Here is a 16,812-nt window from a genome sequence, read left to right as displayed (position 1 = left end):
CCATTAAAGTCTCGAATATCAACAACTCTTATGACCTCTTTCTAATCCTCTATAAATATAAAAGCCCCACCAATGGCGGGGCTTTTCTTCATTAACCTAAACATCCGTCCGAAAGGACAGGTGAAGACACAAGGACTGAGTCTTGTTCTTCAAGATTGTAATTTTCGCTTTTCACTAAGTGCTTCATGCACAAAAGATTATAGAATTTTATCAACAATAGGTGAATAAATAGAGCACCCGTCCCTATTTTGTGTCCTCCCTCGGGGCAGGCGCTTGTTCCCGAGAACGGGAACGCTGCAACATGAAAACCTCTAACCTTTTGCTAAGATCAGGATGAATTCTATAAGAAGGAATAATTCCCGCTTCTATAACTTGTACTATTGTTACACGAGGAGTCCGCGTATTCCGTCGATGAACATCTGAACGCTCAAAAAGAGGAGCAGCATCCCCATGAGTCGCTCCAGTGCTGTGAGTCCTCGTCTTCTCAACCACCTATACATGAATGGGGCCGACAACAAAATGATAGAGGAACTCGCCCACGCGGCCAATAAGGCCAGTGTTACCGTGACTGGTGCATCGGGGTGATTCTTGGCCAATACGAGTAGCGTTGCCAAAGCAGAAGGTCCTGCGATCATGGGCATGGCGATAGGAACTATGAACGGTTCTCCTTGCGCCGCAAAAAGCGACTGACTTGGATCGGCCGGAAAGATCATACGCATGCCAATGATGAAGAAGATCACGCCTCCGGAGATCCTTACAGCTTCTGTTTCCAGGTGAAATACATCGAGTATTTGCTTTCCGAAAAACAAAAAGGCAAGAAGGATCAGGAGTCCGATCAGTACCTCGCGAACGATGATCTTTCGGCGCCGCTCTGCTGGTACATCTTTGAGGATGGTCAGCACCAGCGGCACATTACCGAAAGGGTCGAGTACGAAAAACAACAAGACCGCCGTCGATATGAGGAAGTTGAAGTCCATAGGTTTACTTACCTGCGCGTTTACGCTCGTGCTCTTTCAAGTGGATCTTCCTCAATCGGATGCTCTGTGAGGTCACTTCCACGAATTCATCAGATTGGATATACTCCAACGCTTCTTCAAGAGTGAATTCTACGGGCGGAGCAATACGCATCTTTTCATCAGCACCAGATGAACGCATGTTCGAAAGCTTCTTTGTCTTGGTCACGTTGATGGTCAAATCGCCGGGATGATTGTTCTCACCGATCACCTGCCCCTCGTAAATGTTGACATTCGGCGCAATGAAAAAGGTTCCCCGGTCCTGCAAGTTGTTGATCGAGTAAGGAAAGGCCGTACCGGTCTCCAGAGCGATCAAAGAGCCGTTCTGGCGACCAGGGATATCTCCTTTATAAGGTTGAAATTCCATTAAGCGATGGCTCATGATAGCTTCTCCTGCGGTTGCCGTGAGCAAATAGTTTCTCAAACCGATGAGTCCGCGTGATGGGATCTGGAATTCGAGGTGAATTCGGTCTCCCTTTGGTTCCATGGTCAGCATATCTCCTTTGCGAAGAGTCACCGCTTCGATGGCTTTACCACTCACGTTTTCGGGCAAATCGATGGTCAAGTGCTCTACGGGCTCCATCTTAACCCCGTCGATCTCTTTCAGGATCACCTGAGGCTGACCAATTTGCAGCTCGTAACCTTCGCGATGCATGGTCTCGATCAATACGCTTAAGTGCAAAACGCCGCGTCCGAACACTTTAAAGGTGTCTGCTGAACCCGTTTCCTCAACACGTAAGGCCAAATTCTTTTCCATCTCTTTTTCGAGACGCTCTTTGATGTGGCGCGAGGTGACGAACTTCCCTTTTTTACCAAAAAACGGCGAGTCGTTGATGGTGAAGGTCATACTCATCGTGGGCTCGTCGATCTTGATGGTCGGCAAGGCCTCCGGCGCTTCGAAATCGGCTACCGTATCTCCAATGTCGAACCCTTCTAATCCGGTCAAGGCACAGATCTCACCGCTGTGTACTTCGTCAACCTTTACCTTTTCGAATCCTTCAAAAACGAAAACCTCCTTGATCTTGGATTTCACGACTTTACCGTCGCGTTTTACCAAGTTCACATTCTGGTTGGCCTTGATACTGCCTCGGTGGATTCGACCAATCGCGATACGACCTACGAACGAAGAATAGTCGAGCGAGGTGATCAACATCTGTGGCGTTCCCTCGCGTTTTTCAGGAGCGAGAATATGCTCAATGATCATGTCGAGCAAGTAGTTGATGTTGTCGGTTGGAGCTTTCCAGTCCTCGGCCATCCAGCCTTGCTTGGCCGAACCAGATGCCGTAGGGAAATCGAGCTGCTCCTCTGTAGCGTCGAGGTGGAACATGAGGTCGAATACCATTTCGTGTACTTCTTCCGGAGTACAGTTTGGCTTGTCGACCTTGTTGATCACCACGATGGGTTTCAAGCCCATTTCAATGGCCTTGCTCAGTACGAATCGCGTTTGCGGCATAGGGCCCTCAAAGGCATCGACCAGCAACAGCACGCCATCGGTCATGTTCAATACGCGCTCTACCTCACCACCGAAATCGCTGTGTCCCGGAGTGTCGATTACGTTGATCTTGTAATCCCCGTAGCGAACGCTTACGTTCTTGGCTAGGATCGTAATGCCTCGCTCACGCTCCAAATCGTTGGAGTCCATGATAAGTTCGCCTGGCTTTTCGTGATCTTCGAAAAGGTTTCCGGCGTGAAGCATTTTGTCGACCAAGGTGGTTTTTCCGTGGTCTACGTGAGCGATGATCGCGATATTGCGCAGTTTCATGGGCTGTTCGTTAAAAACGGGTGCAAAAGTACGCCAAATAAACGTATTCTAACTACCTCTTTATCAATGAAAAAGATGCCGTAACTATTTATTAACTCGCGGCCCTTATTTACCGGTTACCTTTTGTTCTACCTTTATAAAAAAATTACACGACCATGAGCAAGTTGCGCGAACTGAATACCTTCCTCGACGAGTACCTGTTGGACGAAGGTGATTACATCGAGATCGAACTGGCCGATGACACTTCATTGGAAGATTTTTTCGCCACCTATTGGGAAGTTTTCCTCGAGCATCGCATCGATGGCGAAAGTGCTGATCCGGGAGAGTTTTTCTTCTATGCCGGAATTCACGCTATGGACTTGCAAGATGCGGTAACGGCGTTTGAAGAAGATGAACCCCTTGGCGATGACGGCGGAGGCGTATGGGTGGTCGACCTATGCCTCGAACTTACCAAAGGATTGGCGGAGCAGAAGGGCTTTGTTGATCTGGAGTGAAATGCTATTGGTGGCGCCTGTGGCGCTATTAGTTTCATAAGTGTTATCAGTGGCGCTTCGCGCTAGAAGTGATATAAGAGGAAGTGCATTCGGGCTTAGACTTAGTGAATTTGCCGGAACCAGTGCTACGCATCAGGTTCGCCTTCGGCGAATCAGGTATTTTTAAATAGCTATTAGCCTTAGCGTTAGCTTATTCACGGAAAATTGAACTTTGCTAAAGCTAAGACCTAAGAACTACCCCAACCGGACAATGATCCGACCCGTGCACGTCATTTAGAATGAAGGTATCAGACACTTTTTCCATCAACGGTGCTGAGACCAGAAAATAATCGAGCCGCCAACCGATGTTCTTCTCACGTGCACCGGCACGAAAACTCCACCAGCTGTACTTTACTTCGTCGGGATGCTGTGCCCGCCAGCTGTCGGCCATGCCCGTTTCATTGAGAAAGCGATCCATCCCATCGATCTCCTGTTGGGTATACCCAGCCGTTTTGTTGTAATTTGACTTTGGTCGCGCGATGTCGATCTCCTGATGGGCCACATTCAAGTCGCCGCAAAAGACGACGGGCTTCTTACTCTGCAGATCCGCCAAAAACGCGGCCATATCCACGTCCCATTGCCCGCGATAATCGAGTCGCTTCAATCCATTTCCCGAATTCGGCACATAGGCCGTCACCAGGTAAAAATCTTCGTACTCCGCAGTGATCACGCGCCCCTCAGTATCGTGCTCCTCAATGCCCATATCCATGCTCACGTTCAAGGGCTTCTCCTTGGAAATGATCGCCGTACCTGAGTACCCTTTTCGGTCTGCCGAATTAGCGTACAAATGATAGCCTTCCAATCCGGTCAAGGCCTCGCCAACCTGCTCGGGCGTTGCCTTGGTTTCCTGAAAGCACACCACATCGGCGTCGAGTTCTTGCAGGGTTTCCAACAATCCTTTCTTGACACTGGCACGGATGCCGTTCACGTTGAAAGAGATGAGCTTCATGAGATAGGTACGTTTCGTGCCGCAGGCACAGCTTGTATGAATGCGATGCTGCGGTCGTTAAAAAAGTCGGGTTGATCGATATTGACTACGTGGCCCGAGTTGGGTACCACGATCAGTTGCGCTGATTTTTGCCTCGCGGCAAGATGTTTTATGGACGGCAAAAACATATGATCCTCGTCGCCCATCAAGTACAAGGTCGGTATGAGGACCTCCACGGTTCTGAACCATTTGAGCTTGTGGTTGACGTCGGCGGCCAGCTTGAACCACCGTATAAATTCCTTTTGCGCCAGTTTCTTCGCTTCCTCAATGAAGAGCAAGCGCGATACGCGGTGTGCCCGCCGAGGCATTATTATAAAGGCGAAGAATTTATACAGCAGTAAATAAGGCACCACGCTCTTGAACCACACACCCGGCCGCATGAGTATTTTTCCGCGCAGATTCAGCTTCATCACCGCTCCGGCCATGATCATGCTCTGAACGCGAGTGGCGTGTTTCTCGGCCAATTCACGAACGATGATGGCCCCGAGCGAAATGCCAATGAAATGACTCCGCTTGATCTTCAAATGGTCGATGACCTCGCGAATTTCCTCGGTGATCTCTTCGAATGTATAGCGCGGAAGCTTCAACGGAGCCGGCATCTTGCTTTGTCCGTGTCCGCGCAGATCGACCAGCAGTACATTGAAGTGCTTGCGAAACGCGCGAAGCTGCCGAAACCAAATGCTCGACGATCCACCGGCCCCGTGAATAAAGGTTACCCACTGGTCCGAACTCCCATGCTCATATGTAGTATAATGTAGCAAGGGCGCCAAATTAATCAAATCGCCCCGTTTTTGGTTATACTTGCGTTCCTAACCTGCTAACTGAAGCGATCTTATTATGCAAGCAAGATTATGGTGCGGACTGTTTTTACTGTTCGCTACTATGGCCTACGGCCAGATGGGCAAGTCCAACGACCTGGCCGATACCCGACCCGGCCGATTTGCTCTGACCCACGCCACTGTTGTGATGAACGAATCTGTCACGCTAGAAAATGCTACCGTGTATATCTCCGATGGTGTCATTGAACGCGTTGTTGAAGGTGGTTCCGCTACCGCCGGCTACCGCGAGATCGACCTCACGGGAAAATACGTTTACCCGGGGCTCATCGATCTGTATTCGAGCTACGGTACTCCGGATGCGGAGCGCTCTCGAGATCGCCAACGCGGTCCTCAGTTCGAGAGTAACGTTAAAGGACCTTACGGATGGAACCAAGCCATCCGGTCCGAATTTGAGTCGTACCTCCATTTCGAGACCTCCGAAAAAACAGCAGGCTCTCTTCGCAAGCTGGGCTTTACGGCCGTTCTGACTCATCGGCACGACGGTATCCATCGCGGATCGGGTGCCTTGGTCAGCACTGGAGCTTTCGAGGCCAACGAAGCACTGATCATTCCTCAGGCATCGACCCATTTCAGCTTTCAAAAAGGAACGAGTACTCAATCGTACCCCAGTAGTATCATGGGCTCCGTAGCCCTGCTTCGTCAAACACATTACGATGCGCAGTACTACGCCTCCGTGCCCGACCCGGACGGATTCAACGCCACACTAGTGGCCTTCAACGACCAACGCCGGTTGCCGGCCATCTTCGAAGTACGCGACCGATTGCGTGCCCTTTTAGCCGATGAGGTAGGGAAAGAGTTGGGCTTTGATTTCATCATTCGAGGAAATGGCGACGAAAACCAACGCGCTGCCGAACTGGCCGCCGCCGGGGCGCGATTCGTTCTGCCACTCGATTTTCCGGATGCCTACGATGTTGAGGATCCTTATGCGGCTCTCGATGTGAGGTTGGCCGATATGTGGCATTGGGAGCACGCCGCCGAGAACCCGCGTCGTCTGCACGAAGCCGGAATCGAGTTCGCATTTACCACGGACGGACTCAGCAATCAGCGCGATTTCTGGAAGAATCTGCGAACGGCCATTGATAAAGGACTGCCCGAGGATGTAGCCCTCGCCGCCCTCACCACAGTGCCGGCCCGTTGGCTGGGCGCCTCCGATATGGTTGGGCAAGTCGACGCCGGATTTAGGGCCGATCTCTTGGTGACCGACACCTCCTTGTTCGCCAAAGGGTGCACCGTGCATCAGATTTGGACGGGCGGACAAAAACACGAATACAAGGCCCTGCGGGCCGATGATTTCAACGGCGTCTACGATTTAACTGTGGCGGACAGTAGCTGGACTTGGAAAGTCTTGGGAGAACCGGGGAAACACCGCGCGGAGATCGCCTTGACCGATAGTACCACGCTCGATGTCACCTCGAAATTCGATGATAAGAACCTCGTGATGAGCTTTCAACCCGATGGACGCCCAGCTTCAATACGGCTGAGTGGTTTCCGCACCGATAACGGATATGTCGGAAGCGGTCAATGGAGCGATGGTTCTTGGGTGAGCTGGACGGCGACCTATACGAGTGCTTTGCCGGTCGACACGATCAAAAAAGCCAAATCAAAGAAAGAAGATTCAGAGATTCCAGAACTGACCACCATTCCTCGACCGTTCAATGGTTACGGGCTTTTCGAGTCCCCGAGCGATACCAATGTCGTTTTCCGCAATGCCACCGTTTGGGTGTTGGCCGGCGATGAGGAGGTTCTGGAAAATGCCGATGTTTGGGTCCGTAATGGCCGCATTGAGGCGGTAGGTGTAGACCTCAAAACCAACGGAGCCGTGGAGGTCGATGCCACTGGAATGCACATAACCCCGGGAATCGTCGACGAGCATTCGCACATCGCTTTGAGTGGGGTCAACGAGGGCACTATGAACAGCTCGGCCGAAGTGCGCATGTACGACGCCATTGATTCAGAGGATATCAATATTTATCGTCAGCTCGCGGGCGGAGTAGTAGCTGCGCAATTGTTGCACGGCTCGGCTAATCCGATCGGCGGACAGAGTGCCCTGGTTAAATTCCGTTGGGGTGCCGATCCTCGTGGGATGCACATTGAAGGAGCGGACAGATTCATCAAGTTCGCCTTAGGTGAGAACGTGAAGCAGAGCAATTGTGGCGACGATAACCGGGTGCGTTTTCCACAAACCAGGATGGGAGTGGAACAAGTGTATGTGAATGCCTTTACTCGCGCCACCAACTATCGCGCCGCTGAGGCGCAGCTAAGCAAGAACGAACCGTTCCGCCGAGACCTCGAGCTTGAAGCCTTGGCCGAGATCGTGGAGCAAGAGCGGTTCATTACGTGCCACAGTTATGTGCAAAGTGAGATCAATATGCTGATGCATGTGGCTGAGCAGTTTGGTTTCCGGATCAATACGTTCACCCATATTTTGGAAGGATATAAAGTGGCCGATAAAATGGCTGAACACGGCGTTGGCGGATCCACTTTTGCGGACTGGTGGGCGTACAAATACGAAGTGAAGGAGGCCATTCCGTACAATGCGGCCTTGATGCATGAGGCGGGCATTACCGTGGCGATTAACTCCGACGATGCCGAGATGGGGCGCCGTTTGAATCAGGAGGCGGCCAAAGCGGTGAAGTACGGCGGCGTATCGGAAGTGGAAGCCCTGAAAATGGTGACTTTGAATCCGGCCAAGTTACTGCATCTCAACGCCGAAATGGGAACCGTTGAGGAGGGAAAGAGTGCCGACATCGTCCTATGGACCGACCATCCGTTGAGTGTTTACGCAGAGGCCCAAACGACGCTGGTCGATGGGCGCGTGTATTTTGATCGAGATCGCGATGCGGCTCGTTTGCAGTGGATCGAGGAGGAGCGACAGCGTTTGATCGCCGCCATGCGGGGCGAAAAGGCCAAAGGTGCTCCAACACAGGAGCCAGCTGAAGAAGAGCATCACCATTGGCATTGTGATGATATGTTGGAACAAGGTATCGAATATTAAATTAAAGAGGGAATGAAAAGTTTATTCAGCATAATCGCCGCCTTTTTCGCGTTGACTGCCATTGCTCAGATTCCGACTCCCGGATCGCTACAAACAGGTCCGATCGCTATAATCGGAGGTACGGCCCACGTAGGTAATGGAGAGGTCATTGAGAACGCCTACATCTTTATAGAAGAAGGAATGATAACTGCAGTGGGCGACATGTCGGCTGTGCGGATCGATCGTACACAATATGAGGTTATCGATGCCGGTGGTCAACATATTTATCCGGGCCTGATCCAGGTGAACACTACACTTGGGCTTGAAGATATTTCAGCTGTTAGAGCCTCTCGGGACGACAGAGAAGTTGGGGATTTTACGCCCAACGTTCGAAGTTTGATCGCCTACAATACCGATAGCTGGCATATTCCTGCTCAGCGCCACTTAGGAGTACTGCTCGCTCAACCCACACCTCGTGGAGGGTATTTGCCCGGAACCTCAGCGGTGGTGCAGCTCGATGCTTGGAACTGGGAAGACGCTGCCTACGCCGTGGATAACGGGCTTCACTTGTCATGGCCATCGCCCACCTATGGAGCGCGTTGGTGGATGGGCGAGACCGAGCGTCGTAAGAATCCCGAATACGAAGATCAAGTTGCAGCGATCGATGAGATCTTTCGCGATGCACAGGAATACATGGCTTTTGAGGGCGATCAGGAGACAAACCTGAAACTAGAGGCCATGGCTCCGGTATTCTCAGGTGAAAAGACCTTGTTTATTCAGGCATCGCGTCGCAGACAGATCATTGAATCGGTGCAGTGGGCGATGGATATGGGTATTCCGCGCGTGGTCATCGTTGAGCCGCGCGATGCACATTTGTGCATGGATTTCTTGACCGAGTTCGATATTCCCGTTGTACTTCCTCAAGTACATGCATTGCCATCACGAGATGACGGCGCAGTTACGGAGCGATTTGAGCTTCCAAAGATGCTTCACGAAGCCGGTATAAAAGTAGTGTTGAGCTATGACGATCTTCAGGAAGCGCGCAATTTGCCCTTCTTCGCAGGAACTGCGGTGGCCTATGGACTCAATTACGAAGCTGCCTTGGCCATGATCACGCTTAATGCTGCGGAGGTGCTCAATATCGCCGATCGTGCTGGAAGCCTAGAAGTCGGGAAGGACGCCAACATCGTGATCTCTAATGGGGATTTAATGGATATGCGCACCAACGATGTTCAGGTGGCGATGATCCAAGGTCGTTTACTCGATTTGAATGGACCCCACCAAAAGCTGTACGAGAAATACAAGAACAAGCCGTAACCCCTGGGTACGGCTTGCTCTATATGACTTATACTTTTGTTTTAATCCTCGATTGACTCGAGCATAACTTCAACGGCCTTCTGAAGCTGTGGATCGTTACCTGCAGCAGCATCGGCCGGAGTCAAAACGACTTCGTAGTCGGGTTGTAGTTCCTGATTTTCGAGATAATTTCCATCCTTGTCGATGGTTCCAACCATTGGGATACCGAAGTACATGGAGTTATTCATGAGGGTCTCCCACCAAACAGCAGTAGCCGTTCCTGCCACGGGAGTTCCGATCAGCGGGCCGATCTCTAGTTCTTTATAAGCCCATGGGAAGAAGTGTGCATCCGAGTAATTTGATTCGCTCATCAGCACACAGGATTTCCCTTTCCATTTAGTCGAAGGCTCGTGACCCAGATCCTGACCGCGTGGGACTAAATTCACATAGGCCTCACCGCTAAGGAAGGTCGCAAGCTGATCATGAAGCCAGCCTCCACCGTTGAATCGCGTATCCACGATCAATGCGTCGCATTCGTAATACCGCCCTAGAGCTTCTTCAAAAACTACGCGCATACTGGCGTCGCCCATGCTACGAACATGCACATAGCCTACTTTACCACCCGAAAGTTCTTCAACTTCTTCGCGGTTTTGCTTGACCCAACGTTCGTATAGCAATTCGTTCTCCATTCCTCTCGAGATCGCCTTGATGCGCACGTCTTTTTCTTCACCGTCGTTCACCACGGTCAAGAGCACGGTTTCACCGGCTTTTCTATTGAACCATCCCCAAGGGTTTTCACCCGCTTTGATCTCGCGACCATCTATGGCCTTGATCACCGATCCGACCTCAAATGGCGAGTCGGCATAATCACCAGGGCCTTTCGTAAGCACTTCGGTCACTGTGAGTCCATCGGCATCTTGGGTCCAATCGAAGAGCATTCCGAATGCAGCACTTTGGTCATCGTCGTACGATTCACCAAAGGCACCCGAACCCGTGTGTGAGGCGTTCAATTCTCCGAGGAGTTCGCTCATGAGTTCAGCGAAGTCCTGATTGTTGGTCATTTCCTTCACTTTGGGCTCGTAGGCTTCCTTGTAAAAGGCCCAATCGACCCCTTGCATATCCTCCACATAGAACTTCTTCAGTGTTTGGCGCCATACGTGCTCAAATAAATATTCGCGCTCGCCCTGTGGATCGAGCTCCATTTCGGCACTGATCTTCACTGATTCGGTTTTTCCACCCGAGACGGCGATCGTAGAAAACCCTCCTCCGGTAGAAACGAATACGTGTTTGCGATCATCGCTGAGTTCCCAGGAGCCAAAGCTGCGGTCAAGACTGGTGATGGTCTCCATTTCACCTTTGTACAAATCCCATTCGTAGAATCCCCATTTGCGGTTTTCGTAAGCGAAAAAATAGAGCTTGTCTCCATCCGCAGAAAGGAATCCGCCACCGAGGTTTCCGCTCATGGGAGTAAGACGTGCTTTACGTTCGTACACACCATCCAGGTCGAATGACAATGCTTCGACCTCATCTTCGTCGTCATTGTCCTTTTTCTTCTTTTTCGACTTCTTGTCGTCGTCTTCCTCGTCGTCGCCTTTCGTCTCCTTTTCTTTCATCTCTTTCCACAAGGCGTACTCCTCTTCATTGAGGCGATATTTATCCCAGGCTTTCTGAGTCAAGAACATGGCGTAGATGTCCCAAGTGCCCCCGCGCCCCTGCATATTGGAGTTTCCGTGGCGGTTGCTGCCCCAAATCATGACCTCTCCATTACATTCGAAAGTTCCGGACCAGTCATTGAAGCCCGATCGGGTAAGGTCCATCGGCTCTTCTTCACCTGAAGCCGATACTATTCCCATATCGCTGATCCATTGTTTTCCGGGCAGGTAATTTACAGCGAACCATTTACCGTCTGGCGACCAGGCGTAGTATTGGTCTCCATCGGCGTACGAATAGTTGTACTTGGCCGGAAGCACGGTGCGTGTTTCCCCACTTTCGATGTTCAATACTTTTAGGATCACCCGTTCTTCGAGGTAGGCAACTTCTTTACCGTCTGGGGAATATTGCGCTTGAAACTCTTCTTCCGGGTTTTCGAGCAGGGCTTTTTCATTGATCAGGGTAGCACTGTAGAAGTATGGCTCGTCTTCTCTGGCGATCTCCGCTTCGTACACATTCCAGGAACCATTGCGTTCGCCGGCGTACAAGATCTTACGACCGTTGGGATGAAAATCGACACTGCGCTCTTGTTCCGGGGTGTTGGTGATTCGCTTGGTCCAGGATCCTTCGACCGAAGTGACGAACACTTCGCCTCGATAGATGAACGCGATCTCCTTTCCGTTGGGGCTTACTGCGAAGTCGCCGCCGGCTGTTGCTCTCAGGATCTCATAGTCGTTTTCTTTAGCATCGTCGTGTAGGGTGACCGAAAGCTTTTGTGGTTCTTCGCCTTCGCGCTGAGTATAGAGCTCACCGTGATAGCTGTAGCACAGGAGTCCGTCGTTGCTTATGGAGAGCATGCGAACCGGGTGTTTGTCAAAAGAGCTTACCTGAGTGAAAGTTCCGTCCGCCGATCGTTTGACCACGTTGAAACTGTTTCCGTACATCTCGCTGGTGAAGTAGATATCGGTTGAGCCGGGGGCCCATACCGGATACAGGTCTTCGCCTTCGTAGGTCGATAGCTTTTCATAATTGCCGTCGGCGAAGGTATAGGTCCAGATGTCGCGTGTAACGGCAGAGGTGTGGTGCTTGCGCCAAAAGTCTTCATAGCCTTTCCGGTCGTGAAATACGATGGCTGATCCATCGGCGTTGTAGCGCGCGTTTTCGGCCGGAGTGGTCATGAGTTGGACGGGTCTTCCGCCCGTGACCGGAACGCGATACAACTCGCGCAATCCGCCCGAGGGGAACTGACGATTCGCTGCCGCATCCTGCCGCGAGGCAGAAAAAAGAACAGCACTACCATCGGGAGTGAAATCGCTGGGGTGGTCGCTGCTGCTAGCGAAGGTGAGACGTGTGGGCTGGCCGCCGGTAGCTTCGATCACGAAGACATCGAAGTTTCCGTAGCGGTCGCTGGCAAAGGCAATTTTGGAGCCGTCGCGCGACCAAACGGGTTCGAAATCGTACGCCGGATGAGTGGTGAGGGCGCGTGCTTCTCCGCCTGCGGCGGGAACCACGTAAAGGTTGCCCTGATAGCTGAATACGATTTGGGATCCATCGGGAGAGATGGCTGGATAGCGCATCCACGAAGGATTTTGAGCGATTGACCCGAGTACGGCCGAAACGCCCACTAAAAGCAGGAGTAGTTTTTTCATTGGTTAGTGTTCTGTGTTAAAGGAAATAGAAGGTAACAAATTATTTTACAAGTAGGGAGTCCTGTACGTGTAAGTCGCTGAGCGTCATCGCGAAATCAACACCCGAGAGGGGGACGCTGAACCCTTCGGCCTCGTGGTCGAGTGCGATCATGACCCCCGTGCGGGTAGCTACCCAATTCTCCCAGGTGAATTCGAGTCCGCCAATGGGGATGATCTGCACCCACATTTGCCACGATTGGGGTTTTCCGTCCTTGTCGAGGTGCCAGAGGTAGGTATCGCCCGGGGTGGTACCGCCGCTGCTATAAGTGACCTTTAGGGCCGGACCGCGATCCGTTTGTACGAGTTCTCGGATAGTGCCGGGATCGCGAGCCTTGAGTGGAGCAATGAGCCAAAAACTGTCGTTGTTGAAGTAATCCCAGGCCGTTTGGATCTTATCTTCTTTGTCCTCTCCGCTGAGTTCCGATTCGAATACGAAAGCGCGCCCCTCTTTGGTTTCGGGGTATAGGTACACCGTGAATTCGTCCCATTTTACGCGAACCAAGTGCTCGTTCTTGTTCCAGACGTAGTGGTGTGCATCTCGAAAGGTCCAGCGGGCGAATGCCGTGCTGTCCCACGCCTCCCTGCCGACGGCCTTGAACATTTTATCGCAGAGTTCTTCCGCGGCCGGGCCTCTTTTGCCTTCGGGCAAATCCTCGCTGATGAAGTACTGCACGGCCAGTATTGCGCCCATGAGAAGCACGATGAAGATCAGAACGCCGATGAGGATCTTGCGAAACATTGTCGAAGTTTTAAATGAGCATACCTACGATGACCGCAGTAAAGAGCGAGGCCAGCGTTCCGCCGATCAGCGCCTTAACGCCGAGTTCAGAAAGGGTGGTCTTGCGGCCGGGAGCGAGCGCTCCGATGCCTCCGATCTGAATTCCGATTGATGCGAAGTTGGCGAAACCACAAAGGATATACGTTGCGATGATTATGGACTTTTGCTCGGCGAATTTTCCGGCCTCTTTTAGTTCGCCCATGCTCACGTAGGCTACGAATTCGTTCAAGATGATCTTTTCACCGAGGAGCTGGCCCACCAAGATCATATCTTCCTTAGCCACACCCATGAGCCAGGTGAGCGGAGCTAAAACATAGCCTAGAATGAACTGAAGGGAGAATTGCTCGTATTGGCCGTTCGTGAAGCTATTGACCCAGGTATTCAAGCCTGTGCGTGCACCAAAAAAATCACCCAATACGTAGTTCACCATGGCGATAAGGGCGATAAAAACGAGGAGCATGGCGCCCACGTTTACCGCTAGGCGGATGCCCTGAATGGTACCGTTGGTAATGGCTTCGAGCGCGTTTTTTCCGATTCGTTCTTTGGAGATCGACATCTCTTCGTTGAACTTCTCGGTTTCGGGAACCAAGAGTTTGGCTCCTACGATGGCCGCTGGAGCCGACATCACCGAAGCGGCCAGTAAGTGCTTGGCGAAAAATATCTTTTCGGCATCGCTATCACCTCCGAGAAAACCGATATATGCGGCAAGCACTCCGCCTGCAATAGTTGCCATACCGCCTGACATCAAACACATGAGCTCCGAGCGGGTCATTTTATCGATGTAGGGTTTGATGAGAAGTGGGGACTCGGTTTGGCCGAGAAATATGTTTCCGGCCGCAGCCAAACTCTCCGCTCCACTCAGCTTGAGTGTTCGTTTCATGAGCCAGGCGAATCCGTAAACGATCTTCTGAAGAATGCCGTAGTAGAAAAGAATGCTAGTGAGTGCCGAAAAGAACAAGATCGTAGGCAATACTTGAAAGGCGAATATGTAACCGACCCCCTCGAGGTCGGTCACCAGAGATCCGAATATAAACTCCGAGCCAGCCGTAGTAAAACTCAAAAGCGTGACAAAGGCGCTGCTCATCCAATCGAAAATGTTCTTTACGACCTCCACCTTTAGGATGGCGAAGGCAAAGATCAGCTGAATCCCAATGCCCTTCATAACGAGTGACCACTTAATGGCCCTTCTGTTGCTCGAGAACAGCCATCCGATAAGCACCAAAACGGCTAAGCCGAGGAGTCCGCGGAGAATACCCGTTAAGCTGATGTTCTCGAAACTCCCAGTATCAAAGGGCTCGGTTTCAGCTCCCGATCCAGGCTGCTCGTCTGTTGCTAACGCTGTTGTTGATGCTGACGTTGACGCCCTCTGAAAAGAGTAATCCACCCCATTCTCGCTGAGCGTCAACAGGGAATCGCCCGAAAAAGTGAGTTGGTAAAAGCGAACCGTATCGTTTGGATTTTCGTAGCTGTACTTTAAACGGTCTCCTGTTTTTTCCCATTGGCCTACGGCCAGAAGGCCAACCGCGGTCAGCTCGTAACTGAACTTGCCATTCTCCAATACGTGCATGGAGTCGGCCACACTCACTGGTCGTAAAGTGTCACCTGATTCCGAAAGGATACTCTTGAATTGCCAGTGTCCGACCGGCGATTGTGCGGAAACTAAAAGGGATAAGCCCAAGAGTAGCGATAGGAGGCTGCGCTTCATGGCGCCCAATTTAGTTCTTTTTCCGCTTCTCTAATTCGTCTCTGATGGCCGCAGCTTTTTCGTAGTCCTCCTTCTCGATGGCGTCTTGCATTAAAGACTGCAGCTGGTGATCGTTGAGGCCCGAAAAATGGCCTTCGACCTTTTCTTTTTCGCTCTCGATAGCCTCCTCCATTTCTGAAGGTTGCTTTTCTTCGGTTGGAGTCTCTTCTTCGAGGATGATCCCGGCCGCTTTTAATATTTCCTCATAGGTGTATATGGGGCAGCCAAATCGAACCGCTAGAGCTACAGCATCGCTAGTTCGGGCATCGAGCGTGACTTCTTCATCATTCTGTAAACAAACCAAACTGGCGAAGAAAACTCCGTCCTGCAACTTGTGGATCAATACTTCCTTGAGTCCGATCCTGAATTCATCGGCAAACTGCTTGAACAGGTCGTGCGTCAGCGGGCGAGGGGGTATCACATCCTTCTCGAGAGCGATGGCAATGCTCTGCGCTTCGAATCCGCCAATGATGATCGGGAGACGTCGGTGCCCTTGCTCTTCGGAGAGAACCAAGGCGTAAGCACCACTCTGGGTTTGACTGTACGACAGTCCCACGATGTTCAGACGAACTTTTTTCATGTAATCTTCTTAGGCGTTGCCTTTGAAGTTCTTGATCGCTTCGGTCAACTTCGGAACCACTTCGAATGCGTCTCCAACGATACCGTAATCGGCTGCTTTGAAGAACGGTGCTTCCGGATCCTTGTTGATGACCACGATATTCTTGCTGGCATTGACTCCGGCCAAGTGCTGAATAGCTCCCGAGATTCCGATGGCAATGTAAAGTTGCGGGTTGATGGCGATCCCTGTTTGACCTACGTGCTCGCTATGAGGGCGCCAGCCCATGTCAGATACCGGTTTAGAACAAGCTGTTCCGGCGTCGAGGGTCTCGGCCAATTCCTCGATCATGGTCCAGTTTTCGGGTCCTTTGAGTCCGCGTCCGGCGGAAACGACCAGCTCCGCCTCTGGGAGTGGGATCTTGCCTTTGGCGCGGTCAATGGAAACTGAATTCATTTTGCTCGCAGTGTTCAAAGTTTCGTGGGATGCCGCTTCGGCACTTCCTCCAAATTCCTCGACACCGATGGCATTAGGGATAATGGTGATGATGTTCTTGTCGCGCTGGCTCTTGTAAAAGGCAAATCCTTTTGAAGAAAAGCTCTTGCGCTTCACGGTCAATGGCGAGGTGCTCTCAGGAACAGCCACTGCATTGGTGATGAGTCCGGCGTTGGCTTTTACGGCCAAGATCGGTGCAACGGACCCTCCGTAGTTGGTATTACTGATGACGATGGTGTTGGCGCCTTCCGACTCGGCCAATTCGGCAAGCGCACCTGCGAAGGTGTCATTACCAAACGCGGTGAGGTTCGGAACGTTAACGGTCTTATTCGCGCCGTAGGCACCCAAATCGGTTCCGTCGTTTACGCTACCAAAAGTCACGGCTATTACTGAATCGCCGTAGGTGTCGGCAATGCGTTTGGCGTAGCTCACGGCCTCGAATGTGGCCTTCTTGAAATTTCCTTCCCAGGTTTCGGCAAATACTAATACAGACATG

The 16,812-nt window shown here is 51.6% G+C and carries 12 protein-coding genes; 3 read left to right on the top strand and 9 right to left on the bottom strand.

The genetic code is table 11. From position 1 onward, the window contains the following. Positions 1-383 precede the first annotated feature (383 nt). Both J4F31_04690 and typA read right to left on the bottom strand, forming a co-directional pair. A complete protein-coding gene (locus J4F31_04690; GenBank protein MCE2495861.1) occupies positions 384-977 on the bottom strand; it encodes an NAAT family transporter in 594 nt (197 codons plus the stop codon). A 4-nt stretch (positions 978-981) separates the two neighbouring features. Continuing rightward, complete coding sequence (gene typA, locus J4F31_04685) at positions 982-2,775, bottom strand: translational GTPase TypA (GenBank protein ID MCE2495860.1); 1,794 nt, start codon at positions 2,773-2,775, stop codon at positions 982-984. A gap of 155 nt (positions 2,776-2,930) precedes the next feature. Between typA and J4F31_04680 the strand changes: the two genes are divergently transcribed. Continuing rightward, positions 2,931-3,269: a hypothetical protein gene (locus tag J4F31_04680; GenBank protein MCE2495859.1), complete on the top strand. Its 339-nt coding sequence runs from the start codon at positions 2,931-2,933 to the stop codon at positions 3,267-3,269. A gap of 220 nt (positions 3,270-3,489) precedes the next feature. Here J4F31_04680 and xth read toward each other — a convergent pair whose 3' ends face one another. Both xth and J4F31_04670 read right to left on the bottom strand, forming a co-directional pair. Further along, entirely contained in the window at positions 3,490-4,257 is a 768-nt protein-coding gene (gene xth, locus J4F31_04675; GenBank protein MCE2495858.1) for an exodeoxyribonuclease III, read from the bottom strand. Beyond that, on the bottom strand, positions 4,254-5,057 hold the full coding sequence (locus J4F31_04670) for an alpha/beta hydrolase (protein ID MCE2495857.1): 804 nt from the start codon (positions 5,055-5,057) through the stop codon (positions 4,254-4,256). Before J4F31_04670 ends, xth begins: the two co-directional genes overlap by 4 nt. Before the next feature lie 76 nt (positions 5,058-5,133). Between J4F31_04670 and J4F31_04665 the strand changes: the two genes are divergently transcribed. Both J4F31_04665 and J4F31_04660 read left to right on the top strand, forming a co-directional pair. Then, positions 5,134-8,130: an amidohydrolase family protein gene (locus J4F31_04665; GenBank protein MCE2495856.1), complete on the top strand. Its 2,997-nt coding sequence runs from the start codon at positions 5,134-5,136 to the stop codon at positions 8,128-8,130. Between the two features lie 12 nt (positions 8,131-8,142). Beyond that, positions 8,143-9,426 carry an amidohydrolase family protein gene (locus J4F31_04660; GenBank protein ID MCE2495855.1) on the top strand — a complete coding sequence of 428 codons (1,284 nt, stop codon included), beginning with the start codon at positions 8,143-8,145 and terminating at the stop codon, positions 9,424-9,426. Positions 9,427-9,467: 41 nt separating this feature from the next. Here J4F31_04660 and J4F31_04655 read toward each other — a convergent pair whose 3' ends face one another. From J4F31_04655 to J4F31_04635, 5 genes are read right to left on the bottom strand one after another with little or no spacing between them, the layout of a single operon-like run. After that, positions 9,468-12,704: a PD40 domain-containing protein gene (locus tag J4F31_04655; protein ID MCE2495854.1), complete on the bottom strand. Its 3,237-nt coding sequence runs from the start codon at positions 12,702-12,704 to the stop codon at positions 9,468-9,470. A 40-nt stretch (positions 12,705-12,744) separates the two neighbouring features. Further along, positions 12,745-13,482: a hypothetical protein gene (locus J4F31_04650; GenBank protein MCE2495853.1), complete on the bottom strand. Its 738-nt coding sequence runs from the start codon at positions 13,480-13,482 to the stop codon at positions 12,745-12,747. Between the two features lie 10 nt (positions 13,483-13,492). Continuing rightward, a complete protein-coding gene (locus J4F31_04645; protein ID MCE2495852.1) occupies positions 13,493-15,226 on the bottom strand; it encodes a Na+ dependent nucleoside transporter in 1,734 nt (577 codons plus the stop codon). Positions 15,227-15,236: 10 nt separating this feature from the next. Beyond that, entirely contained in the window at positions 15,237-15,845 is a 609-nt protein-coding gene (locus tag J4F31_04640; protein MCE2495851.1) for a bifunctional nuclease family protein, read from the bottom strand. 9 nt (positions 15,846-15,854) lie between these two features. Continuing rightward, positions 15,855-16,811 (bottom strand): electron transfer flavoprotein subunit alpha/FixB family protein, encoded by a 957-nt coding sequence (locus J4F31_04635; protein ID MCE2495850.1) that lies wholly within the window; start codon positions 16,809-16,811, stop codon positions 15,855-15,857. Position 16,812 lies beyond the last annotated feature (1 nt).

The organism is Flavobacteriales bacterium, from assembly GCA_021296215.1.
Classification (GTDB): Bacteria; Bacteroidota; Bacteroidia; order Flavobacteriales; family ECT2AJA-044; genus ECT2AJA-044.
The sequence above is the reverse complement of the archived record's forward strand: the minus strand, read 5'-3'. Positions and strand labels throughout refer to the sequence as shown.

Coding starts and splice junctions, on each gene's coding strand:
- J4F31_04690 (MCE2495861.1), bottom strand. CDS start 977: ATGGACTTCAACTTCCTCATATCGACGGCGGTCTTGTTGTTTTTCGTA.
- typA (MCE2495860.1), bottom strand. CDS start 2,775: ATGAAACTGCGCAATATCGCGATCATCGCTCACGTAGACCACGGAAAA.
- J4F31_04680 (MCE2495859.1), top strand. CDS start 2,931: ATGAGCAAGTTGCGCGAACTGAATACCTTCCTCGACGAGTACCTGTTG.
- xth (MCE2495858.1), bottom strand. CDS start 4,257: ATGAAGCTCATCTCTTTCAACGTGAACGGCATCCGTGCCAGTGTCAAG.
- J4F31_04665 (MCE2495856.1), top strand. CDS start 5,134: ATGCAAGCAAGATTATGGTGCGGACTGTTTTTACTGTTCGCTACTATG.
- J4F31_04660 (MCE2495855.1), top strand. CDS start 8,143: ATGAAAAGTTTATTCAGCATAATCGCCGCCTTTTTCGCGTTGACTGCC.
- J4F31_04655 (MCE2495854.1), bottom strand. CDS start 12,704: ATGAAAAAACTACTCCTGCTTTTAGTGGGCGTTTCGGCCGTACTCGGG.
- J4F31_04650 (MCE2495853.1), bottom strand. CDS start 13,482: ATGTTTCGCAAGATCCTCATCGGCGTTCTGATCTTCATCGTGCTTCTC.
- J4F31_04645 (MCE2495852.1), bottom strand. CDS start 15,226: ATGAAGCGCAGCCTCCTATCGCTACTCTTGGGCTTATCCCTTTTAGTT.
- J4F31_04640 (MCE2495851.1), bottom strand. CDS start 15,845: ATGAAAAAAGTTCGTCTGAACATCGTGGGACTGTCGTACAGTCAAACC.
- J4F31_04635 (MCE2495850.1), bottom strand. CDS start 16,811: ATGTCTGTATTAGTATTTGCCGAAACCTGGGAAGGAAATTTCAAGAAG.